At 63.9% G+C, this 22137-nt stretch carries 27 protein-coding genes; 8 read left to right on the forward strand and 19 right to left on the reverse strand.

Annotation, left to right across the window (positions count from 1 at the left end):
- Positions 1-43 precede the first annotated feature (43 nt).
- Positions 44-403 (forward strand): hypothetical protein, encoded by a 360-nt coding sequence (locus ACFQL3_RS16400; protein ID WP_377056247.1) that lies wholly within the window; start codon positions 44-46, stop codon positions 401-403.
- On the opposite strand, the gene ACFQL3_RS16405 is transcribed toward ACFQL3_RS16400, so the two are convergent.
- The 6 genes from ACFQL3_RS16405 to hemL all read right to left on the reverse strand — a co-directional run bounded on the left by ACFQL3_RS16405 (position 404) and on the right by hemL (position 5245).
- On the reverse strand, positions 404-1150 hold the full coding sequence (locus ACFQL3_RS16405) for a uroporphyrinogen-III synthase (RefSeq protein ID WP_377056249.1): 747 nt from the start codon (positions 1148-1150) through the stop codon (positions 404-406). It lies immediately after the preceding gene.
- Positions 1140-1952 carry a uroporphyrinogen-III C-methyltransferase gene (gene cobA / locus ACFQL3_RS16410; RefSeq protein WP_377056251.1) on the reverse strand — a complete coding sequence of 271 codons (813 nt, stop codon included), beginning with the start codon at positions 1950-1952 and terminating at the stop codon, positions 1140-1142. Before cobA ends, ACFQL3_RS16405 begins: the two co-directional genes overlap by 11 nt.
- Complete coding sequence (gene hemC, locus ACFQL3_RS16415; protein WP_377056253.1) at positions 1949-3073, reverse strand: hydroxymethylbilane synthase; 1125 nt, start codon at positions 3071-3073, stop codon at positions 1949-1951. Before hemC ends, cobA begins: the two co-directional genes overlap by 4 nt.
- A gap of 69 nt (positions 3074-3142) precedes the next feature.
- The gene (locus tag ACFQL3_RS16420; RefSeq protein WP_377056256.1) at positions 3143-3613 is read right to left on the reverse strand and encodes a DUF393 domain-containing protein; all 471 of its coding nucleotides are present in this window, start codon (positions 3611-3613) and stop codon (positions 3143-3145) included.
- Between the two features lie 60 nt (positions 3614-3673).
- On the reverse strand, positions 3674-3847 hold the full coding sequence (locus ACFQL3_RS16425) for a hypothetical protein (protein ID WP_377056258.1): 174 nt from the start codon (positions 3845-3847) through the stop codon (positions 3674-3676).
- 60 nt (positions 3848-3907) lie between these two features.
- Complete coding sequence (gene hemL / locus ACFQL3_RS16430; RefSeq protein WP_377056260.1) at positions 3908-5245, reverse strand: glutamate-1-semialdehyde 2,1-aminomutase; 1338 nt, start codon at positions 5243-5245, stop codon at positions 3908-3910.
- Positions 5246-5347: 102 nt separating this feature from the next.
- On the opposite strand from hemL, the gene ACFQL3_RS16435 reads away from it, so the two are divergent.
- Positions 5348-6157: a GIDE domain-containing protein gene (locus ACFQL3_RS16435; protein WP_377056262.1), complete on the forward strand. Its 810-nt coding sequence runs from the start codon at positions 5348-5350 to the stop codon at positions 6155-6157.
- Positions 6158-6375: 218 nt separating this feature from the next.
- Here ACFQL3_RS16435 and ACFQL3_RS16440 read toward each other — a convergent pair whose 3' ends face one another.
- From ACFQL3_RS16440 to ACFQL3_RS16455, 4 genes are all read right to left on the reverse strand, one after another.
- Entirely contained in the window at positions 6376-8079 is a 1704-nt protein-coding gene (locus ACFQL3_RS16440; RefSeq protein WP_377056264.1) for an ammonium transporter, read from the reverse strand.
- Positions 8080-8502: 423 nt separating this feature from the next.
- Positions 8503-9207, reverse strand: coding sequence for a DUF5828 family protein (locus ACFQL3_RS16445; protein WP_377056266.1), 705 nt, complete (start codon positions 9205-9207; stop codon positions 8503-8505).
- A 95-nt stretch (positions 9208-9302) separates the two neighbouring features.
- On the reverse strand, positions 9303-9485 hold the full coding sequence (locus ACFQL3_RS16450; protein WP_377056268.1) for a DUF5786 family protein: 183 nt from the start codon (positions 9483-9485) through the stop codon (positions 9303-9305).
- Between the two features lie 95 nt (positions 9486-9580).
- Positions 9581-10678: an NADH:flavin oxidoreductase/NADH oxidase gene (locus tag ACFQL3_RS16455; RefSeq protein ID WP_377056270.1), complete on the reverse strand. Its 1098-nt coding sequence runs from the start codon at positions 10676-10678 to the stop codon at positions 9581-9583.
- A 143-nt stretch (positions 10679-10821) separates the two neighbouring features.
- Here ACFQL3_RS16455 and upp point away from each other — a divergent pair, with 143 nt between their 5' ends.
- Together upp and ACFQL3_RS16465 are read left to right on the forward strand one after the other, a co-directional pair.
- Positions 10822-11496, forward strand: coding sequence for a uracil phosphoribosyltransferase (gene upp, locus ACFQL3_RS16460; protein WP_377056272.1), 675 nt, complete (start codon positions 10822-10824; stop codon positions 11494-11496).
- Positions 11497-11568: 72 nt separating this feature from the next.
- A complete protein-coding gene (locus ACFQL3_RS16465; protein WP_377056274.1) occupies positions 11569-11766 on the forward strand; it encodes a DUF7569 family protein in 198 nt (65 codons plus the stop codon).
- 145 nt (positions 11767-11911) lie between these two features.
- Here ACFQL3_RS16465 and ACFQL3_RS16470 read toward each other — a convergent pair whose 3' ends face one another.
- From ACFQL3_RS16470 to ACFQL3_RS16480, 3 genes are read right to left on the reverse strand one after another with little or no spacing between them, the layout of a single operon-like run.
- Positions 11912-12511, reverse strand: a complete 600-nt coding sequence (locus ACFQL3_RS16470) for an IMPACT family protein (protein WP_377056276.1) — start codon at positions 12509-12511, stop codon at positions 11912-11914.
- 4 nt (positions 12512-12515) lie between these two features.
- The gene (locus tag ACFQL3_RS16475; RefSeq protein WP_377056278.1) at positions 12516-13040 is read right to left on the reverse strand and encodes a hypothetical protein; all 525 of its coding nucleotides are present in this window, start codon (positions 13038-13040) and stop codon (positions 12516-12518) included.
- 40 nt (positions 13041-13080) lie between these two features.
- On the reverse strand, positions 13081-13584 hold the full coding sequence (locus tag ACFQL3_RS16480; RefSeq protein WP_377056280.1) for an amino acid-binding protein: 504 nt from the start codon (positions 13582-13584) through the stop codon (positions 13081-13083).
- A gap of 131 nt (positions 13585-13715) precedes the next feature.
- Here ACFQL3_RS16480 and ACFQL3_RS16485 point away from each other — a divergent pair, with 131 nt between their 5' ends.
- The gene (locus tag ACFQL3_RS16485) at positions 13716-13913 is read left to right on the forward strand and encodes a hypothetical protein (RefSeq protein WP_377056282.1); all 198 of its coding nucleotides are present in this window, start codon (positions 13716-13718) and stop codon (positions 13911-13913) included.
- Positions 13914-13915: 2 nt separating this feature from the next.
- Complete coding sequence (locus ACFQL3_RS16490) at positions 13916-14545, forward strand: sensor histidine kinase (RefSeq protein WP_377056284.1); 630 nt, start codon at positions 13916-13918, stop codon at positions 14543-14545.
- Here the strand turns inward: ACFQL3_RS16490 and hisB are convergent.
- Together hisB and hisA are read right to left on the reverse strand one after the other, a co-directional pair.
- Entirely contained in the window at positions 14542-15129 is a 588-nt protein-coding gene (gene hisB / locus ACFQL3_RS16495; protein WP_377056286.1) for an imidazoleglycerol-phosphate dehydratase HisB, read from the reverse strand. The genes ACFQL3_RS16490 and hisB overlap by 4 nt on opposite strands.
- A gap of 68 nt (positions 15130-15197) precedes the next feature.
- Complete coding sequence (hisA, locus tag ACFQL3_RS16500; RefSeq protein ID WP_377056288.1) at positions 15198-15926, reverse strand: 1-(5-phosphoribosyl)-5-[(5-phosphoribosylamino)methylideneamino]imidazole-4-carboxamide isomerase; 729 nt, start codon at positions 15924-15926, stop codon at positions 15198-15200.
- Positions 15927-16076: 150 nt separating this feature from the next.
- On the opposite strand from hisA, the gene ACFQL3_RS16505 reads away from it, so the two are divergent.
- Together ACFQL3_RS16505 and fer are read left to right on the forward strand one after the other, a co-directional pair.
- Positions 16077-17252 (forward strand): inorganic phosphate transporter, encoded by a 1176-nt coding sequence (locus tag ACFQL3_RS16505; RefSeq protein WP_377057134.1) that lies wholly within the window; start codon positions 16077-16079, stop codon positions 17250-17252.
- A gap of 114 nt (positions 17253-17366) precedes the next feature.
- A complete protein-coding gene (gene fer, locus ACFQL3_RS16510) occupies positions 17367-17756 on the forward strand; it encodes a ferredoxin Fer (protein ID WP_377056290.1) in 390 nt (129 codons plus the stop codon).
- Positions 17757-17874: 118 nt separating this feature from the next.
- Here the strand turns inward: fer and ACFQL3_RS16515 are convergent, their stop codons facing one another.
- Genes ACFQL3_RS16515 through ACFQL3_RS16530 form a run of 4 tightly spaced genes read right to left on the reverse strand, consistent with a single transcriptional unit; the run spans position 17875 to position 22006 of the window.
- Complete coding sequence (locus tag ACFQL3_RS16515; protein WP_377056292.1) at positions 17875-18765, reverse strand: NAD(P)/FAD-dependent oxidoreductase; 891 nt, start codon at positions 18763-18765, stop codon at positions 17875-17877.
- Entirely contained in the window at positions 18765-19982 is a 1218-nt protein-coding gene (locus ACFQL3_RS16520; RefSeq protein WP_377056294.1) for an ABC transporter substrate-binding protein, read from the reverse strand. The genes ACFQL3_RS16515 and ACFQL3_RS16520 overlap by 1 nt, the downstream gene beginning before the upstream one ends.
- 51 nt (positions 19983-20033) lie before the next feature.
- Positions 20034-20900, reverse strand: a complete 867-nt coding sequence (locus tag ACFQL3_RS16525) for an ABC transporter ATP-binding protein (protein WP_377056296.1) — start codon at positions 20898-20900, stop codon at positions 20034-20036.
- Positions 20900-22006 carry a FecCD family ABC transporter permease gene (locus ACFQL3_RS16530; protein ID WP_377056298.1) on the reverse strand — a complete coding sequence of 369 codons (1107 nt, stop codon included), beginning with the start codon at positions 22004-22006 and terminating at the stop codon, positions 20900-20902. The genes ACFQL3_RS16525 and ACFQL3_RS16530 overlap by 1 nt, the downstream gene beginning before the upstream one ends.
- Positions 22007-22137: the final 131 nt, after the last annotated feature.

Raw genomic sequence — 22137 nt, forward strand, 5'->3', positions numbered from 1 at the left:
AGTCGCCGGTAGCTATATTCCGGCTGAAATATCAGTTGCAAACATGTACGATCGTGGCCGGGGATCGGTCCCTATTTCGGACGTGACCGAGCGACTCACGTTGCTCGCCCTGATCTGGCTTGCCCATCAGGGCGAGACGTCCGCTCACGCTGAGGACGTGTGTACGGCCTGTGAAACGCAGTTCGGAGAGGCATCATCGGGCCCATCGGAGGAGGAGGTCGTCCAGCGGCTGAAACGCCTCGCTGGCAGCGGGTTCGTCGAACAGACACGCGTCGGCGAGCGGTCACCTGTCGGCAAAGGAAATCCGGCCTACGACCTCTCGGTCGACATCGAGACGGCGCTCGAACCGTTCGAAGCCGAGCGGCAGATCGCTTCGCTGCTGGAATCGATTGAGGCGTCGTAGCTACTCGTGATAGGTCGGTGCAACCTCCTCGACGACGTCGCAGGCGAGTTCCTCGAAATCGGCCCGATCTGGAATCACGTCGACGTCGATCCCGTAGTCGGCCGCGGTCTCGGCCGTCGGCGGGCCGATAACACCGACGACGCCGTCGTTCAGCCCCTCGATGGCCTGCTCGCGGAGTCCCCCCTCCGCTGCGGCCTCCACGAAATGAGCGACGGTGAGCGACGACGTGAACGCGGCGGCAGCGAGGTCGCCCTCGGCGGCGAGTTCGGCAGAGGCCCCGGAGCCGTCGGGCCGAACGAGGCGATACAGGATCGTCTCGTGGACGTACGCGCCCGCCTCGTCGAGACCGTCGGTCAGCACGTCGCTACCATGATCGCTGCGGGCGACTTCGACGCGTTTCCCGGCCACGTCCTCGGCCAGGGCGTCGACAAGGCCCGCGGAGGTGTACTCCTCGGGGACGACGTCGACCGCGTAGTCGGCCTCGCGGAGCGCTTCAGCAGTGCTCTCACCGATGGCTGCGACGGTAGCGTCGCCGGGGTCCCAGCCCGCTTTTGCGGCGAGTTCCACGCCCGTCTTGCTCGTCAGGACGACGAGGTCGGCGTCGGTCCGGGGCGTCGCGTCGGTCGGTTCGACCGCCAGCATCGCGTCGGCCACCGGCGTTGCGCCCAGCGATTCGATCAGTTCGGCGGCCTCGTCGAGGCGCTCGTCGTCCGGTCGGAAGACGGCGACGGTCGTCTCACGCGGCATCGTCCCGCTCCTCGTGTGTGGCGTCAGGATCGTTTTCGAGGAAGTCGACCACGCGGTCGCGGGTCGCCGAAACCTCGCCGATGACCGTGATTGCGGGTGGTTCGATCCCCGCCTCGTCGCGGACGTCGACGATGGTCGAGAGCGTCCCCGTCGCGACGCGCTGGTCGGGCCACGTCGCGCGCTCGATCAGTGCAACGGGCGTGTCAGGCCCCATCCCGGCGTCGAGCAGTGCGGCCGTGTAATCGGAGAGTTTGCCGACGCCCATCAGGACGACGAGCGTACCGCCAGTGTTCGCCAGCGCCGCCCAGTCGACTGCTGACTCCTCTTTGGTCGGGTCCTCGTGACCGGTAACGAGCGAGACGCTGGAAGTGTACTCGCGGTGCGTGGCGGGGATACCGGCGACCGCGCCGCCCGCGAGCGCCGACGTAATGCCGGGGACGACCTCGAAGGGAACGCCGTGTTCGGCGAGGTGCTCCATCTCCTCGCCGCCGCGGCCGAAGACGAAGGGGTCGCCACCTTTCAGGCGAACCACGGTCTCGCCCTCGCTCGCGAGCTCGACGAGTCGCCGGTTGGTGTACTCCTGGGGCGTCCAGTCGCCGCCAGCCCGCTTGCCGACGTCCTCGCGCTTGGCCTCGGGTATCGAGTCGATGATGTCCGGGCCCGGCAGTTTGTCGTGAAGTACCACGTCGGCCTCGTCCAGCAGCCGACTGGCTTTCACCGTGAGCAGGTCGGGGTCGCCGGGGCCGCTTCCGACGAGGTAGACCTTGCCGACATCATCGGATTCCGACCCTCCGTCGCTCATTCCTCCTCGCCCCGCTTCGCTTCGCCCTCCCCCTCCTCGCGGCGCGCTTCCTCGATCAGTTCTGCCGCGCCCTGATCGGCCAGATCCTCTGCGAACGCCCGGGCGTCACGGGCGTAGCGCTCGACAGCCAGATCCCGACTCGTCGCGACCGTCTCGCCGCCGTCGCGGCTATACACCTGCACGGTCGCGTTGACGTATTCGCCCTGCACGACGGCGTAGATACCGATCGGCGCGACACAGCCACCGCCGAGTTCGGCGAGAATCGTGCGTTCGACGCTCGTCTCGACGCGGGTCCGGGGGCTATCGAGGACGGTATGAAGCGTCTCGCCGACCTCGTTGTCCAGACTCGTCACCGCGATTGCGCCCTGGCCCGGCGACGGGACGAACTCGGTCATCGGAAGCCGCTCGTACTCGATGTGGTGGAGCAGACCGCTCCGGTCGAGCCCCGCCTCGGCGAGAACGATGGCGTCGTACTCGGTTTCTATCTCTCGCTCCATCGCGCGCCGTTCGATCTCCGCGAGGTCGGAGAACCATTCCTCGACGTCGCGGTCGTAAGGATGCTCGTACTCGTCGTTCTCGGTCTCGCCTTTCTTCTCTTTCTCGGCGTCCGTGCGCGCCTCGTGTTCGGCCTGCATGCCGGGGGCGAGCAGTTTCTCGATCCGGGTGTCGACGTTCCCGCGGAGCGGTTCGACCGTCAGCTCCGGGCGCGCGTCGAGCAGTTGTGCCTGCCGGCGCAGGCTAGAGGTGCCCACCGTCGCATCGTCCGGGAGGTCTTCGAGGCTGGTGCCGTCCGGCGTCACCAGCACGTCGCCTGGCGACCCCCGGTCGGGGATGCCCGAGACGATCAGTTCGTCCGGCTGGTCGGTCGGCATATCCTTCATCGAGTGGACCGCGGCGTCGACATCCCCGTCGAGGACTTTCTCGTCGAGGCTACGGACGAACGCGCCGGTTTTGCCGAGGCGATGGATCAATTCGTCGCGAATCCGATCACCCTTCGTCTCCACCTCCACCAGTTCGACGTCCTGTCGACGGTCTTCGAGGGCCTCTTTCACCGTCGCCGCCTGGCGGAGGGCGAGATCCGAACTCCGTGTCGCCAGACGGATCGTATCGCGTGTGCTCATACCCTGGTGTCTATCTGCCACGGTGAAAAGCACGTTCTTTGTCCGACGGCGGGCCGCCGAGCGGTCGTGTCAGACGCCAGCACTGGGATCGGAGTCGCCCGTCCCGTCGACGGCATCCTCGAGGGTTTCGACTGCGTCGGCATCCCCTACCTCACGGAGCGCGGAGAGTGTCGCGACCGCCTCCTCCGTCAGCCGGTAGGTGTCGTGGTAGTCGTCGGGATCACGCCCACGGCGGGAGAGCGCGCCGACCACGCTCGCGATCCGGTCGTAGTTCTCGCGCACGAGCGAGCCGACGATGCTGGGCGTCCCTGCCCGGTCGGCTAGCTCCTGGGCCGCGGACCGCCCCGCGTACACCCGGCCCTCGTCGGGGTCGACCAGCACCATCGCGAAGGGGCGCTCGCCGAACTGGGCGTCGAGAAACTCCTTGACGGGATCGGCGTACCACGAGACAGCGACGATATCGTCGAGCCGTTTCAGCGCGACCGCCGCAACCGAGCAGTACGGACACTCGCCATCGAAGATCAGGACGGAGCCACTCATTAGGCGTACCAGGGGTTACACAGGCATAAACGCCACCCCGGGACCGGAAGAGGGGGGCGCTCACTCGGCGAAGTAGCTCGTGAAAAAGCCCGAGAGAAAGGCCGTAATCGCGACCGACAGTGCGACCTCCGAGAGGCCCCACGGTCCGTCGTCGTCGTCCGCGAGTGCGACCGTGATGCCGACGCTGATGACTACCGAGATGATGCCGTTGACGAGGTGTTTGAACAGGCCCATACTCGGTAGACGACCGGATCGGAGAAATAGGCTACGCCGATTCGGTACTCGTCCGTCCCCCTACAGCGCCTCGTCGTACGCCTCCAGCAGCGTCTCGATGTCCGCCTCGGTGTGGGCGTAGCTGACGAACTGGGACTCGTACTGGTTGGGGGTCAGGAAGATCCCCTGTTCCTTCATCGCGGGCCAGAACAGGCGTTCCCAGCGCTCGTCCTCGCAGTCGGCCACGTCCGCGCCGTTTTTCGGGCAGTGCTCGTAGCGCGGGCAGTCGGCGCGCTGGCGACACCCTGACTCGCACTGGTCGCCGGTCGACGAGGGGCCATCGCGGGTAAAGAGTACTTTGAACATGCTATCAGACCCCGCAACGGTGTAGCTTGGCGCTCGGTCTGCGACGATCTCGGTCAGCCCTTCGCGCAGTTTCTCGCCCAGTCCGTTGACGTGCTCGTAGACGTCGTTTTCCGCGGCGTAGCTGAGCGACTCGTAGCCCGCCGCCATCGTTACGGGATGGCCGGAGAAGGTGCCGGCCTGGAACACGTCGCCAGCAGGCGTGAACTGTTCGATGATCTCGGCTTTGCCGCCGATAGCGCCGACCGGGAAGCCGCCACCGACGATCTTGCCGAACGTCGTCACGTCCGGCGTGACGCCGAACTTGCCCTGGGCACACTGGAGTCCGCCCACGCGGAAGCCCGTGATGACCTCGTCGAAGATCAACAGCGAGTCGTGATCCTTGGTCAGATCCCGCAGCGTTTCGAGGTAGCCGTCGACGGGGTGGACGATTCCCATATTTCCGAGGATCGGTTCGGTGAGCACGGCGGCGATCTCGTCGCCGTGGGCCTCGAATACCTCGGTGATCGCCTCGCTATCGTTGAACGGGACCGGAATCGTGTGCTGTGCGAACGCCTCGGGAATACCGTTGGTACTCGGCGTCGGATGCTCGGGGTCGCCCTCGACGAGCGTCGACTCCTGTGCGCCGTGATAGCCGCCCTGCATGACGACGATCTTGTCGCGGCCGGTGTAGCCCCGGGCGAGTCTGACCGCGGAGACGGTCGCCTCGGTGCCGCTATTGACAAAGCGGGTCATCTCGACGCTCGGGACGTGCCGGGCGACGAACTCCGCGAGGTCGACCTCGATCTCGGTGGGTGCGCCGTACATCGGCCCTTCGCTAACCGCCGACTGGACGGCGCTCTGGACCGGTTGCGGCAGGTCGTGGCCGTACAGCAGCGGCCCGTAGCCGTTGACGAAGTCGAGATAACGGTTGCCGTCGGCGTCGATCACGTGGCCGCCGTCGCCGCGCTCTACGAAGAACGGATACGGTCGGATCGCGCGCACGGAGGAGTTGACGCCGCCCGGAATCGACGACAGCGCCCGGTCGTACAGATCGCGAGAACGCTCGTGGTTCATGCGGTTGGGTTGGGGCGCGCCGGTAAAGTTAGTACCGGCATCTGCCGGACAGTCGGGACCACCCCCCTCCTGCTGGGCCGCCTGTCGAGCGGAACCGATTTGATGGATAGCAGACAACATCCGATGATGCTCTTCGAGATAGCCCTCCTGACCGGCGCCGCTCTCGTCGCAGGCTACTTCCTGTTCGACGGCGGCCGCAGACTGCGTACGGTGTATCACATCCTGCAGAACGATCCGATCGACGTCCGGTCGGTCAACGGCCACACCGGCCCCGTCGAGGTCGAGGGGACGGCGGTCCCCGACGACGACCACGGAACCATCACGGCACCCTTTAGCGGCGCGGAGTGTCTCGCCTGCTCGTACGAGGTCCAGGAGCTACGCTCCTCGGGGAAACATTCGAGTTGGCAGACCCTCGACGAGGGGCAGGGCGGCGTCGACTTCGTCGTCGACGACGGCACGGGCCGGGTCCGCGTCGATCCACAGGGATCCGATATCCGTCTCGAGGGCGACACGCTCACCGTCTCGCCCGGCACCGAACTCCCGGATCGATTGGCCAACTACGTCGAGTCGACCGAGGAGGTCGACAGGCAGGACGGCACCATGAACCTGCTCGTGACGGAAGTGAACACGGGGAACAAACAGCGATTCATCGAGCGTCGCCTCGACGTCGGCGAGACGGTCTACATCTACGGACAGGCAAGGCGAGGCCCCTCGGCGGGTTGGGGGAGCGACCTCGTCGACGCCCTGATCAGTGACGGGAAGGCCATCCCCGTTTTCGTCGTTTCGGATACCGACGAGCGCGGGACGGCGTGGCGCTTCGCCCAGGGCGGCATCTGGCGGGCCGCCCTCGGCGTCGTGATCCTCGTCATCGCCACCGCAGTCGTGCTACCAGCACTGCTGGGCGGGCTGTAACCGGCAGGATGACGCGGGAGGACTGGTGAACGGTTCAGCAGTCACTGATCGGATTGCGTCTGTAAAAAATGAAGAGGGACCCGCCGCAGGAGCCACCTGCCAGCGCGTCCCGGAGGAGTGGACGTGGAACCGTCCGAGAGGACCAACGGACCGTTGCGCCAACCAGTCGCATACGGCCCAGAAGTTTGCACTGCGTCAGCGCCGTGAGTTAGTTCCCCCTAGACCGCATCGGGTCCGGTTTTACCAGTTCGTACTTGCGTCGCGTCGTTGACAGGCATCACGAAGATCTTGCCGTCACCGGGTTCGCCGGTGTTGGCACCCTCACGGATCGCCTCGACGACTTCGTCGACGGGCACGTCCGCGACGACCGTCTCGATCTTCACTTTCTGGTGCAGATCGACCGTGTACTCTTCGCCGCGCCACTGGCCCTTCTTGGCGGGCTGACTGCCGCGGCCGGAGACGTTCGTCACCGTCAGCGACGGTGCGCCGACTTCCGCTAGCTGTTGTTTGACGTTGCTGAGTCGGTCCGGACGAACGATCGCGGTGATCATCTTGATCGGCGTCTCGTCTTCGACCTCACCACCGTCAGTGCGAAGCTCTGACGAGGATCCGTCTTCGACTTCACCACCGTCAGTACGGATCTCCTCCACGCCACCGTCCGCGGCGACGTCGGGCGAACCGAACTCGGGGTAGGTGTCGACGCCGTGCTCTGAGACGTCCAGTCCGTCACGCTCGTGTTCGGGGGAGACGCGGGCCTGTCCCGCAGCCTTGAACGCCCCGAACACCGCGGCCGTAGCGACGACCGTCCAGATCGTGATGACGCCGACGCCGACGACCTGACTAACCATCGTAACACCGGAGCCGGAGACTGCCATGCCGGGCAGAGCGATCATGATCAGACCGATCATGCCGGCCGTCCCGTGGACCGGGAACACCGCACAGACGTCGTCGATCTTCAGGTTCTGCTCGACGAACTTGAAGACGAACGGAAGCTGAAGACCGGAGACGAGCGCGATGATCATTGCGCCGTACCAGGTGACGATGTCTGCGATACCGGTGACACCGACCAGTCCAGCCAGCAGACCGTTCGCAACGTAGAGCGTGTCGACCTTGCTCGTCAGGTACAACGAAGCGATGCTGGCACCGATCGCACCCAGCGCCATGCCGAGCGTCGTTGCGAGAGCGACACGACCGACGTATGCGAATCCTTCAAGTGCGATTCCGCTGTCGGTGACTGCGAACACGTTGACCGCCGTGCCGACGTTGAAACCGTACCAGCCGAAGGCGAGGATCAGCGTCCCCAGAACCGCGAAGGTCATCGAGTGGCCGGGAATGACGTTGACGCTCCCGTCATCGTTGTACCGACCCATGCGTGGGCCGAGTACCCAGGCCGCGGTGAGCCCCGCAACGCCGCCGAGACCGTGCACGATCATGCCACCGGCGAAGTCGTGGAAGCCGAACGATTCGAGCCAGCCACCCCAGCCGAGACCGCTAACGAAGGGGTAGATCACTGCCGCGAGCACCAGCGTGTAGCCGACGTACGCGCGGAGTTTCGCACGCCCGGCGACGGCACCGGAGACGATCGTCGCCGCGGTCATGGCGAACACCGCCCCGAAGAGCCAGTTGACCCAGGCGCCTGATTCGCCGTTGATCGTCGAGGCGTACAGTTCAGTCGCCGAGCCACCAGTCGTGAGCGCGGCGGTCGCGCCAGAGACTGCTGCGCCGACGAAGAAGAACGCGAAGACACCGAGTGCCCAGGTCAGCAGGTTCTTGGTCAGCTGGTTCGCCACGTTCTTCGAGCGAACCTGGCCCGATTCGAGCATGGCGAAGCCAGCGTGCATGAAGAAGATCAGGAAACTGACTACCAGGATCCACAGAAGGTTGACACCCTCTGCGAGGACAGCGATATCGGCTTCTACCATACGACCACCTCTGACACTGCCGAAGGCTCACGGAGCGTTATTGACTGATCGTCCAGCAATTCCACCTTATTTCGCACGTTCATGACTACCATTGCGATTGAGGGTAATGAAACAACCCAATATAAGGGTTAGCGTTTACATCCTGGCACATTCTCTGTCCCTAATTGGAATAGGTCCAGAATAAGGTTTGATTATATTAGTATAAGGTTGTAAATCTCCCTGTAAAGGCGTCACAGTGACCGAAATTTGGACAAACAGTAAAACTCGCGCTCCCGGGTGCGAGCGACCGTAGAACGTCGGTTGCTCGGTCGCGGATAGGGCTTTACGCAGAGTTTTCACTACTAAACGCCGTCTAAGACGCTCTCGCGTATGTTTAGAGAAAAGTTGTCGGAGCCCGGCATCACTCGCATTTCTCGCGCGCGCTCAGTTCGTCGTCGACTTCGAGCGGCCGTCCGCGTCGTCCTCGGGTGGCTCGACGCCCTCGACGGCCTCGGCAACCTCGGTGTCTTTTTCGGTGTCGATATGCCACCGATCGATCGTGTCCTCGTACTCGGCGAGTCGTTCGGAGACGTCCTCTTTCAGATCGTCGTCGTTGACGTTGACCTCGAAGATGAACTCCTCCTCGTCCCCGTTGGTCGACTGCTGGAGGTTCGCACTGATCAGTTGGTTGTCGAAGTAGTACGGCGCAAGTTGGGTCATCACCCGCTGGTAGACCGTGTCCTCGACCTTGCGCAGCGCTTTCCGGCCAGCCGAGTCGGCCGCCCGGGCGACGTAATCGATGGACTCGCCCCACTTGCCGACCGCACCTTCGGTGTCGTCCTCGTCGAGTTTCTCGTAGGACTCGCTGAGTTTCTCACCCGCCGTCTTGATGTCCTCGTCGGGTTCTTTGCCCGCTTGCTCACCCTTCCCTTCCTCGACGCTGGCCTGTTCGGCCGTCTTCTCGCTGACGTCCTCCTCGATGCGCTCGTGGGTTTTCGGTCGCCACTCGTCCCACTCGGCAAACGCGTCCGCGTACTGACCACCCTCATTAACATCGACGTCCCTGAGAGCGCGCGAAATGCGTTCACCATGCTCGACGACATCTCCCCACGTTCCTCGGATCTTGAATCCCGAGATGCTCTCTTCCATGGCCGTAGTTCCCCGCTAAAACAGGCGTCTATATACGCTTTATCCCTGCGCCCCGGTACTGCGACACACTCTGTCGCACGACCGACGGGGTCGGATTACTCCTCGTCGTCGTCGTCTCGCATCTGGTCGAGTCGGCCGACCAGATCCTCGGTCGACTCGTCGGTATCGAAACTGACAGCCCCATCGTGGTCGTTTTCGCGGACGGTGACGGCCTCGTCATCGTCGGTTTCGACGTTCTGATCCTGTTGTTCGGACTCATCGTAGCTACCAAAACCCATACTAAGTTACACGGAGGGCAACGACAAAGGTAGTTCGGTTCGTAAGCGGGCTGGTAAGCGACCGCGAATAACCGGATGAGCGTCCGGAAGACCGCTCAGAACGCTCGCTCGTACTGCGGCGGGACGTCGATCCGGTCCAGGGCGTCGAGTTCACGTGCCGCGCGGAGGGCGAACTGCGGATCACGGAGGAACTCCCGCCCCACGATTGCGAGGTCAGCCCGGTCGTTACGGATCAGGGCGTCCGCCTGCTCCGGCGTCGTGATGCCGCCGACCGCGCCGATACTCACGTCCTCGCGTGCGTTCTCACGGACGCCCTCGGCGAGGGGCACCTGATAGTTCGGGCCCGCAGACGGTAGCTGTTGATCGGGGTGGATGCCGCCGCTGGAGACATCGATCAGGTCCACGCCGACAGTGGCAAGCCGATCCGCGAGTCGGCCCGACTGCTCGACTGTCCAGGAGTCCCGATCCGGGAGCCAGTCGGTGCCCGAGATGCGGACGAACAGCGGGTGGTCGGCGGGCCAGACTGTCCGTACCGCCTCGCAGACCTCCACGACGAACCGACACCGGTTCTCGAAGCTTCCGCCGTACTCGTCGTCGCGCTCGTTGGTGACCGGCGAGAGGAACTCGTGAAGCAGGTAGCCGTGTGCGGCGTGGATCTCGGCGACTTCGAAGCCGGCGTCGAGGGCGTGCTCTGCGGCCTGCGCGAAGGTGTCGACCAGTTCTGCGACCTCCTCGCGGGAGAGCGCGGCGACGTCGACCGGCGACTCGTGACCGGGATACGGAATCGCGCTCGGCGCGACGGCCTCCCAGCCACCCTCGTCGGGCGGAAGCGGTCCGCGCCCATCCCACGGTCGTGCAGTGCTTGCCTTCCGACCCGCGTGGGCGAGTTGGATTCCGGGGACGCTCCCCTGCGAGCGGATGAACTCGGTGATCGGCGCGAGCGCGTCGGCGTGCTCGGCGCTCCAGATGCCCAGATCCTCGGGCGAGATCCGGCCGCACGGCTCGACGGCGGTCGCCTCGGTCATCACGACGCCGGCACCACCGACCGCACGTGCGCCGAGGTGGGTCCGATGCCAGTCCGTCGCGAGGCCGTCACGGTCCTCACAGGAGTACTGACACATCGGCGAAACCATCACGCGATTGGAAATCTCCGTCCCACGCAGTGTGAACGGGGAGAACAGATCGTCTGTCATCGTTGTAGATACTCACCGCGGGCACAAAGACACGGTGATCGCCGACGGAAAGCAAACGAGTGAAACCCTCAGTGGGACGACAACGCCGGACACGGGCGGACGCAGACCGATAGCTTATACTCGCCGGCCGATGGAATGCCGATATGACCATCGAAGACCGAGACGAGGCACACGTCGTCACACACGCGCTCGCGAAAGACACGCTCTCGAAGATCCGGGACGTCGAGACCGAGCAGGTCGCGTTCCGCAAGGGACTCGTCAAACTCGGCCGGATCTGTGGCTACGAGATCATCGACGGCCGGATGGAGACGGAGTACGTCTCGATCGAGACGCCGCTCGAAGAGACGATGGGCGAGCGCGTGAAAGGGCTGGAAGACGTCGTCATCATCAACGTTCTGCGCGCGGCGACACCGTTCGTCGAGGGACTGCTCAAGGCGTTCCCGCGGGCCCGCCAGGGCGTCATCAGCGCCAGTCGAAACGAGCATGCCCGCAAGGACGACGGCTCCTTCCCGATCACCGTGGACTACGTGAAACTGCCCGAGATCACCGAGGACGATACCGTCATCGTGGCCGACCCGATGCTTGCGACCGGTTCGACGATGTGTACGGTGCTCGATCACGTGCTGGAGAACTCACCCGAGCCAGAGCGCTTCATCGTCCTCTCGGCCGTGAGCGCGCCCGACGGCCTGATGCGCGTGGGCGACTCGTTCGACGAGGTCGACCTGCTGACGGTCGCAATCGACGACCATCTCGACGACGACGGCTTCATCGTCCCCGGCCTCGGCGACGCCGGTGACCGCGCGTTCCGGACGCAGTGAGTCGGTCGCGGGAGCGGACCGCTGCTCCCGGACCACTAGAGCTTTGTGCGAGAGGGACACACGTCGGGGTGAATGTCGAACTCGTGTGACAGTTGTGGCGAGCCAGTCTCCGATCCGCTCGCACGGACGGTCCGGCTGACAGTCGATCGCTCACAGGTCGACACCCAGCGGCTCTGTCCGCCCTGTTTTGCCGACTGGATCGGCCGCTACCGTGCGGAGATGGAGTCGGCCGACGAGCCGCTCAACGACGACGAGATCATTGTCGACTGACCGACATAATCGTGATCAGTGAGCGGGATCGCGAGGGAGATCGAACCCCATTGCTTCGGGTTGAAAACAGGTAGCAGAGAGTCGAATCGGCCGGGAGAAAGTTCCGTACGAAACGGGCCATTGTGGAGGGGTCTCTCCCGTCGACTCACTCGATATCGGCCCGGCCGCTCGTTGCGCTCCGGAGTCGGTCGCGTACCGTCGGGGCGTCCTCGACAGGCACCCGAACTTCGAAGACCACGTGTTCGTCGTACGACGCGTCGAACTCGACGCCGACGCTTTCGAGGATGCCACGCACCGTCCCGGAGTCGTCGTAGTCGACGGTGATCGAGAGGCGTTCGTGGGGGCGCTCCTCCACGACGCCCGCGGCGTCGAGCGCGTCCTTGACGGCCCGCGAGTACGCCCGCGCTAGCCCGCCGACGCCGAGGTTCGTCCCGCCGTAGTACCGCGTGACGACGACGGCGACGTTCTCGATTTCTTCTTGCTGAAGGACGTTGAGCGCCGGCTTGCCCGCAGAGCCGGCTGGCTCGCCGTCGTCGCTCGACCACTCGCGGAACGGATCGGCGCGAACCCGGTACGCGGGGACGTTGTGCGTCGCGTCGTCGAACTCCGTTTCGATAGCGTCGACGAACGCCTCCGCACGTTCCGTGCTTTCGACGGGGGCGATGTGACCGATGAACTCCGAGCCTGTCACCTCGAACGAGGCCCTGGCGCGCTCGGCGACGGTCAGGTAGGTGTTATCGGCCATCGACTCACTCCTCGGATCCATCGGGAGAGTCGGCGGTCAGCCTGCTCTGTGACGGATCGGTCCCCGAAGTGTACTCCTCGTACAGCAGGGCCACGAGGATCAGCAACAACAACGTCTCCGCCGTTTTCGAGACGCCGTCGATCGGCGAGCCGACGAGGTGTTCAGCCAGCAGGAAAAGCGGATTCGTGTCGTGGCTCGGTTCGGGCGTCCGCTGAATCCAGGGGACGACCACAGTGTGCCCGGCGAGATGCCAGTACGCCCAGCTAAGAATATAGGTCAGCATCAGGCCGATACCGAGTACGTACGCCCGGACGCGAGAGAGCACGCGCTGGCGAACCAGCAGGACCGCGGCGAGAATCCCGACCGCCGAGGCGACGAACAGGAGCGGGCGGGGATCCCAGTAGATCGGCTGATCGATCCGGGCGGCCGTCACCAGCCGTGGGATGCCCCAGTAGAGATGGAGGCCGGCGACGACCGCCGCCAGTTGTACCGCAGTGAACTCGAGTGCCCCCCGTGCGCTGTCGTCCATACTCGCGTTCGGTTCCTGAAGATCAATAGCCCGTCGGTCCTCACTTGAGTTCGAGCGATCGGACGAACGGCAGGTCCGTGAGTTCGTTGATCAGATCGCCCGGGAGTGGCTGGTCAGTAACGATGTACAGCCGTGGCTCGTCGGTGAATTCGGGATCCTCGCTGATCGTCTGCCGGATCGAGACGCCCTCCTCCGCGAGCAGTGTCGTCACCGTCGCGACGATGCCTTCCTGTTCCGCGTCGGTGACCTGGATCGAGAGGACGGTGAGATCGAGGACCGGAGCCAGATCCATCAGGCTCGGCACCTGTGAGATGTTCTGGAAGATCCGACGTAGCTCCTCGTCGTCGAGTATCGCGTCGGTCGTCGAATCGACCACCCGACGGTCGACATCGATCTCGCGGGCGATACCGGTGTTGGGAATCTCGATCCCACCCGAGACGACGCGCCCCTCGTCGTTGACCGAGAAGCCACGCTCCAGCAACAGGCGAATAACTGCCTGCTGGGAGGGGCTTCCCTCGAACTTCTCCATGATCTCGTCGAACATTCGTGTCCGTCCGAACGTCCGGGGCGCACTTATAAACAGGGTCACGGATCGACGCTCGACCGGGGAATGTGAACCACTCACATGTATTGATGGAGTTTATAAGTCGACCGCACTTGTGTGTAGATCAGTTCATGCGTCCCACGATGGACGTGGTCTACGCTGGCGAGGCGGCAACCGATCGTGACGCCCGATCGGTCCGGTCCTCAGGGCGAGACGGCGTGACCATACGAACGACCACAACGGTTGACGAAACCCTCGACGCGCTCAAAACGCGACTGCCGGACGTCCTCATCGTCGAGCACGAGTTAGCAGCCGATGGAACGACCTGAACGTGGTCATCGGCCACGCCGAACACCTGGCCAGAAACACCGACGACGAGGAGAGTGCCGCGCAGGCGAGGACGCTGATCGAGCAGGCCCAGTCGCTGGTTGACCTCGGCGACAAGGCGAGACAGACCGAACGAGTGCTAGATCCCGATACCAAAGTGTACGCGGAGCGCGCACAGTCGCTCCTGACCGGCCTCGTCGAGGAGGACGAGAGCCAGCACGACGGCGTCTCGATGGTCACCGAGTTCGCCCACGACGAACCGTTCGAGATCGATCAGCGGGTCCGGATCGCCGTCGATAACCTCCTCGAGAACGCCATCGAGCACAATGAACGACCGGTGACGGTGACGCTCAGGACCGAACGGGACGGCGATGGCCGCCTCCGTATCAGCGTCGAGGATGACGGCTCCGGCATCCCCAAGACCGAGCAGTCCGTTCTCATGGGCGAACAGGAGATCACGCCACTCAGTCACGGCAGCGGTCTGGGGCTCTGGCTGGTCGTGTGGGTCGCACAGACCGTCGGCGGCGAGGTCGAGTTCGACGAGAGCGAAACGGGCGGAAGTGTAATAACGCTAATTATTCCTCACCGCCAGACGGATCTCGACGAGAGCGACGGGACGACCTCGGACGTTTAGAGTTCTCCTTTGGTGCTCGGCGTATCGCTGCGCCGCTCGTCGATCCGGGTCGCGTCGTCGAGCGCGCGGGCGGTCGCCTTGAACAGCGCCTCGATCTCGTGGTGGGCGTTCTCGCCAGTGACCTCCGCGTGCAGGGTGAGTCCGGCATTCATCGCCAGCGAGCGCAGGAAGTGTTTCGCCATGTGGCTGGTCATCCCGCCGACGGCACTCTGTGAGAACTCGCCGTCGAACTCGAACAGCGGGCGACCGGAGACGTCGACGACGATGCCGGCGACGGCCTCGTCGAGCGGTACTTTCCGGTCTGCGTAGCGGACGATACCGCGCTTGTCGCCGAGCGCCTCCGCGAAGGCCTCGCCGAGGACGATAGCCACGTCCTCTATCGTGTGGTGGTCGTCGATCTCCAGGTCGCCGTCGCAGTCGACGGTCAGATCGAACAGGCCGTGCTTGGCGAACGATTCGAGCATGTGATCGAAAAAGCCGATCCCGGTGTCGACGGCGGCGTCGCCGTCGCCATCGATTTCGACGGTGACGTCGATCTCGGTTTCGGCCGTCTCGCGGGTGGCTGCCGCGGCGCGGTCGGTCATACCGGCGTCAACGCACCCGAGCACTATGGTTCCTGCGTCTCTCGATGTCGACACGAGGGGCCGAAGGCTCAGTCCAGCGCCGCCCGCGCTTCGTCGAGGGTGAACTCGCCCTCGTACAGCGCGCTCCCCACCACGACCGCGCTCGCACCGGCCTCGCGCAGGTCGCGGATGTCCTCGATGGAGGCGACGCCGCCGCTGGCGATGACGGGGATGTCGACCGCCTCGACGACAGCGTTCACCGGTTCGGTCTGAACACCGTCCAGTCGCCCCTCGACGTCGACGTCAGTAAAGAGAATAGCGCCAGCACCGAGGTTCTCGTACCGGGCGGCGGCCTCGGCGGGGTCGATTCCCGTCCCCTCGGTCCAGCCCTCGACGACGACCTCGCCGTCTTTCGCATCGAGGCTCACGACGACGCTGCCGGGATAGGCCTCGCTGATCTCGGCAACGAGGTCGGGGTCGTTCACCGCGGCGGTGCCCATGATGACGCGGTCGAGACCGCGGTCGAGCAGGTCCGTGGCGTCCTCTGCGGTGCGGATGCCGCCGCCGAGTTGGAGGTCGACGCTGGTCGCCTGGAGGATTCGCTCGACGGCCTCGGCGTTCGCTCGCTCGCCCTCGAACGCCCCGTCCAGATCGACGAGATGGAGCGTCTCCGCGCCTTGGTCGATCCATCGCTCGGCGGCGTCGACGGGGTCGCCGTAGCGTTTCTCGGTGCCGCGCTCGCCCTGCACCAACTGGACGACCTCGCCGTCCTGTAAGTCCACCGCCGGAACGACCTCGAACTCGGGGAATGCACTCATGTGGGTCCGCAGGCGGGGCGGCGGCCTAAACCCTCCGAAGCAGTGGCGTCGGCTCTCCGACAAAAGCTACCGTTCACCACGACCGTCACTGTCAGGCGGTGTGGTTGGCGTATCGGGCAGATTAAGTTCTGGGTGGTACTCTATATGTTTATGATCGCACCTCTATTACTTATTGGCCTCGTCGTTGCGGTTTTTGTCGGCTACAATATCGGTGGTTCGACGACCGGACCGGCGTTCGGACCGGCAGTCGGGGCCGACGTAATCACCAAGACGGCAGCGGCGGCGTTCATGTCCCTCTTCTTTTTCATCGGCGCGTTCACCATCGGGCGACAGGTCGTCACGACGCTGAGCGAAGGGCTAGTCGAACCGGGCGTGTTCACACTCGAAACGAGCATCACCGTACTGTTTTTCATCGGCTTCGCACTGTTCATCGGGAACCTCTTCGGCGTCCCGGCATCGACGTCGATGACGACGGTCGGGGCAATCGGCGCGCTGGGCTACGTCAGCGGGACGCTGGACTGGGCGGAACTCGGAGAGATCGTTACCTGGTGGCTCGTCGCACCGCTGATCGGCTTCTGGGTCTGCGGAGTGATCGGACGGTATTTTTACCCCCGGATCAACGCGTGGATCAACATCCAGCGCACTGACAACGAGTTATTTATCATCGACACGTCGAAGATGATTCCCCGGGTCGGCGTGAGCAGTGAGGCGACCAATCGCGAACTGTTCGGCGCAGGTACCGTCATCGCAATCGGCTGTCTGATGGCGTTCAGTTCGGGGACGAGCAACATCGCAAACGCCATTGCACCGCTGGTCGGGAGCGGTGATCTCGAAATGAACGCCGGGATCATCCTCGGCAGCATCGCCGTCGGCGTCGGCGCGTTCACGATCGGTCGCCGGACGATGGAGACGCTGGGCAACGATATCACCCATCTGCCGCTGACGGCGGCGATCGTCATCGCGACCGTTAGTTCCTTCATCGTCGTCTCGCTGTCGGCGCTGGGCATCCCCGCGAGTTTCGTCGTCATCGCGACGATGGGGATCGTTGGCCTCGGTTGGGGGCGGGCGACCCGAACCACGAGCGTCCGCGAGGGAGTGCGAGGAGAGAAATCGACGACCGTCTCCGTTGGCGCGCTGTCGGCCGACGAGGAGGGTGAAGAACTACCGGAGATCGGTGAAGAGGACCCCGAGGACATCCCGAGCGCGGGGGACCTGTTCAACCCGAGTACGACCGGTCGCGTGATTTTGCTTCAGAACCTCGTTCCCGGGATATCGACGGTCGGAGCGTATCTCGTCTTCGAGTTCGTGCCGGTGTTCGGGTTTTAAACCCTGCTAGAACAAATATAGGGCGTTACTAACTCGTACCGGGGGAAATCCGGACGTTCGGGAGGCCGTGCAAAACAATAACTTCTAACCGTTAGGACTTCGAATGTCAGCCTGATGCCCACTGTAGAATACCTCAATTACGAAGTGCTGGACGACCAGGGCTGGGAGATGGACGACGACGACCTCTTCGATCAAGCCGCAGACGCTGGCCTCGACGCCGAGGACTACGGCTCTCTCGAAGTTAACGAAGGCGAGTATATCCTCGAAGCCGCCGAAGCGCAGGGCTACGATTGGCCGTTCTCGTGCCGTGCTGGCGCATGTGCGAACTGCGCAGCAATCGTCTACGAGGGCGAGATCGACATGGATATGCAGCAGATCCTCAGCGACGAGGAAGTCGAAGAGAAGAACGTTCGACTCACCTGCATCGGTAGCCCCGACGCCGAGGAAGTGCGGATCGTCTACAACGCGAAACACCTCGACTACCTGCAGAACCGCGTCATATAACGACAGTTCGGCCCGTTCTGGCCGACCATCATCTTTTATGCGGTAGCGGGCGCGAGCGGCTCGATAGCCGCTGCGCTCCTCGGATCGCAATCGGGGGCGCTTCCCGACTGCCGTGCGATCAGTCTGACGTACGATCGAGATATGCCCGGATCCGATCGTCGTCGATGTGGTCGAGTAGCCGCTCGTAGCCGCGCTGGCGTCGCTCCTCGATCTCTGCGTCCGACTGGCGGGTCCGGAACGCTCGGTCGATATACGCTTCACGCAGTTCGTCCAGGTCCTCGCGCTCGTCGTCGATCTGGTTATCGAACCACTCCCGCCAGCGGTCCCGATCAGCCCACTCGCCGGTGAACTCTGACGCAGGTCGGAGCCAGTCGTAGTGCGTCGCGACCGCATCGGGAAAACCCACCTCGGCGCGCACGTCCTTGATCAGGGACCGGGCAACGTGGGCTCCCTGGCCCGCCGAGACGATGGCCTGTGCGTTCCGGGTCCCGTTTGGCGACGCGACGTAGAGTCCGTCGATAGGCGTCCGTCCGTCCGCGTCGGGATACTCGGGGTCGAAGCGCTCCTCGCGCTCACCGTGGTGCTCATGCAGTTCGAACATCGCCTCGTCGTCGAGCGGTCGGAGATAGTCGCCGTCGTACCACGTCGCCGTGACGACATGGTCGGCCAGAACGGAGCTTCCGTCCTCGGTATCGACTGCGAACCGCCGGCCTGCGTCGCTTCGTTCGACGGAGTCGACCAGTTCCGGGACGATATCGGAGCCAGCCGCTTCGGCATGTGCATGCATCAGATCGTAGAACGTGTCGACCTCGATGCCGCCCGGAAAGCCGAGATAGTTCGTCAGATACGCACACCGACGTAGCGCCGAGTTCCCGCGGTCGAAGACGACGGTATCGAGTCCGTAGCGGGCGGTGAAGACGGCGGCCGAACAGCCTGCCGGTCCGCCACCAACGACCGCAACGTCGCACTCGCTCGGCACACGTCCGCCGGCGTCGCTGTCGGAAGCCATCAGATGTTCCCGTTGACGATGTCGCTGACTCGCTGGCGGTCGAAGAGCTGTTCGTCGCCGAACTCATCGGGGTAGACGTCCTGTGCGGCCTGTTCGAGCTGAAAGAGATTGATAATCGGTCCCTGATAGATCCGCCCGCCGTCGATTACGCGGCCGTTCTGCACCGCAGAGAGTTTGCTCGCGACGGGGTGGTCTTCCATGTGTTCGACGATGTCGCTCTGGAAGTCGGCGTCGTGAACGCCGTCGTCCTGCCGAATCGCGATGATGTCGGGGTCGACCTCCAGTAGCGTCTCGTAGTCGATGGTCCCGCGCGAGGCGGCGAAGTCGTCGACATCGCTCTCGGCCAGTGCGCGGCCCACGTTCAGGTCGTTCCACTGTTTGGATTGTGTCCCGGAGCCGATCGTGTACGGGTAGAACGCTTCCGGTGGGAGCGATTCGGGGAACAACACCGCCACGTCGGGACTCTGCTCGGGACGGCGGGACTGCACGTCCGACAGAACCTCGTCGTGGAGGTCTGTGAACGCCTCGTAGCGGTCCCGTTCCTGAAACACGTCTGCGACTTTCTCGAAGGCCTCGTACAGGCTGTAGCGGGTATAATCGTGCCAGTCGTACCCCCCTGAGAAGATAGTGTTCCCCATGAACGGCGCGATATCGGTTTCGATATCGTCGATGTACTCCTCGTTCCAGTCGAGGCGGTTGATCATGAAGTTGGGGTCGATCAGATGGAGATCAGCGTTCAGGGAGTAGAATACCTCTCTGTCCGTGCTTCCCTGCCAGAGCTCCGTCAGATCCTCTTTCTCTACCGAGACGTCCGGTAGCTCGTCGTAGAAGTGGGTGGCGTATCGGTTCCGGATGCCGATCGCCGAAAGCCCGTCGCCATGACCCAGCGCGACGCCCATGTCCGCGTAGTCGGCAGTGTACGAGAACCACGTCTCGGGGACCGAGTCGAACTCGACGGTACCGACCGGCTCCATCGAGACCGAGTAGCTGCCGCTTTCCTCGGTCCCGTTCTCGTCGCTGTTTTCGGTCCCGTCCTCGTCGCCGTTTTCAGTCCCGTTCTCGTCGCCGTTTTCGGTCCCGTTCTCGTCGCCGTTGCCGGACCCGTCGTCCCCGTTGGGTTCGTCGAGCGTGGTACAGCCCGCGAAGACGCCGAACCCGGCCGCCCCCGCAGTCGTTCGAAGTACGTTTCGTCGCGTTCGGTCTGCTCTGTCGACCATCAATTTTTAGGTCAGCCTAAAAATTTAAAACTCTTCCGAAACGCCGGGCGGTCACTCCGATTCGTTCGACAGCGCTGCTTTCGGCTGGATACGCACGTCAGGGTCGTGTCGGACCGCCGCCTCGACGTCGAAGACATCCGCGAGCAACTCCTCGGTGACGACGTTTTCGGGCGGTCCCCAGTCGTATAGCTCTCCGTCGTCTAGCGCGATCAGGTAATCCGCGAACCGGGCGGCCTGGGAGATGTCGTGAAGGACGACCGCAACGGTGACGTCTTTTTCCTCGTTCAGTTGGCGGATCGTTTCCAGCACGCGAAGCTGATGGTACAGATCCAGAAACGTCGTGGGTTCGTCGAGCAGGAGGACATCGGTGTCCTGGGCCAGCACCATCGCGATCCAGGCGAGTTGCTTTTGCCCGCCGCTAAGCTGGCCGAGTTCCGCATCTCGGAGGTCGTCGACGCCTGCGAGTTCGAGGGCCCGGTCGACGGCATCCCGGTCGTCCGCGGTGACGCTATCGAAGAACCCGCGGTGCGGATAGCGCCCGTGGTAGGCCAGGTCCTCGACAGTGATGCTGTTTAGCGAATCGTTCTCCTGTGAGAGGTGACCGAGTTCACGGGCTAGCTCTTTCTGGCTCATCGACTGGATCGACTCGCCGTGCAGATAGACCGCCCCGTCGTCCGGCGTGAGATGATTCGAGAGCGCTTTCAACAGCGTGCTCTTCCCGCTTCCGTTGGGGCCGACCAGTGCGGTTACCGCCCCTTCGGGGATGTCGAGTCTGCTACAATCGACGACGGCCTCGTCGCTCGTCGGATAACTCAGTGCGAGGTCCTCGGCGACGAGCGCGCTGTCGATAGCGACGCGGTCGGTTCCCGTTGGCTCCGTACTACCTTCGACATCCGCGTCAAGACCCTGTCGTGCCATTATAGTTCACCCATCGACTGCTGTTTGCGCATCAGATAGAGGAAATACGGCCCACCGAGGAGTCCGGTGACGACGCCGACCGGCATCTGTGCGCCCCCCAGCGCGAGTCGCGCACCGACGTCGGCGGTCACCATCAGCGCGGGCCCGGCGAAGAGACAGCCGAGCATCAACTGTCGGTAGTCACTGCCCACGATGTTGCGGACGATATGAGGGACGACGAGGCCGAAGAAGCCGACGATTCCGGCCACCGAGATGGCGGCGCTCGCAGCGAGGATCGCCACCGCCGACAGCAGGAATCGGACGCGTTCGACGCGCATCCCGAGCGAGCGGGCCGTCTGCTCGCCGAGCAACAGGACGTTCAGTTGTCGTGCGCCTGCGAGCGCGAAGACGATTGCCACGATTGCCGGAAGGATCGCGATCCGCACTTCCGACCAGCCGGTTCCCGTGAGCGACCCCGTCGTCCACGCGATAGCCGTCTGGACGACCCCGAGGTCCTCGGCGAAGAAGAACAGTCCCTGCTGAAGCGACTGAAACACCATATTGACGATGACGCCCGCCAGAACCAGCCGAACCGGACTCGTCCCCCCCTTCCACGCGATGAAGTAGACGAGCAGAAACGCCAGCGTCCCGCCCATTGCGGCGATGAGCGGCAGGAACGGGGCAAACCCACTGAAGACGACGAGCGTCGCCAGCACGGCGAATCCAGCCCCCGAACTCACGCCGAGGACGAACGGGCTGGCGAGTTCGTTACGGGTCACCGCCTGAAAGATCGCACCCGATATCGCGAGCGTCGCGCCGGCGATGATTCCGACGACGACCCGTGGCACCCGAAGGTTCCAGACGACGGTACGCCGGGTGCTCATCTCGGGGAGTTCACCGTCGAGCAGAAACGCGTTCCAGACGTCGAGGTTGAACAGTACGGCCGGATCGATTACCGTGTCCCACGCCTGCGCGATGGTCATCGAGTACGTCCCGAAGCTAACCTGCACGATGCCTGCAACAACCGTAAGAACTGCACTCACCAGACAGAACCCGACGAGGGTGCTCGTCAGCCAGCCACGCGACGACCCACGAGCGTGAACTGCCGACGACTGCTGTTCGTTCATCGTTTTAGGTATACCTAAAACAGGATAAAACCGTTACGATGTAGGGACACACGGGGAGAATCATCGACGTCGGCCGGAATCCCTCGGCCTCAGTGGCGCTGGGCAACAGCCACGGAGCTATCTGCCGCGAA

Origin of the sequence: Natronoarchaeum sp. GCM10025321 (assembly GCF_042663585.1) — an archaeon.
Taxonomy (GTDB): Archaea; Halobacteriota; Halobacteria; order Halobacteriales; family Natronoarchaeaceae; genus Natranaeroarchaeum.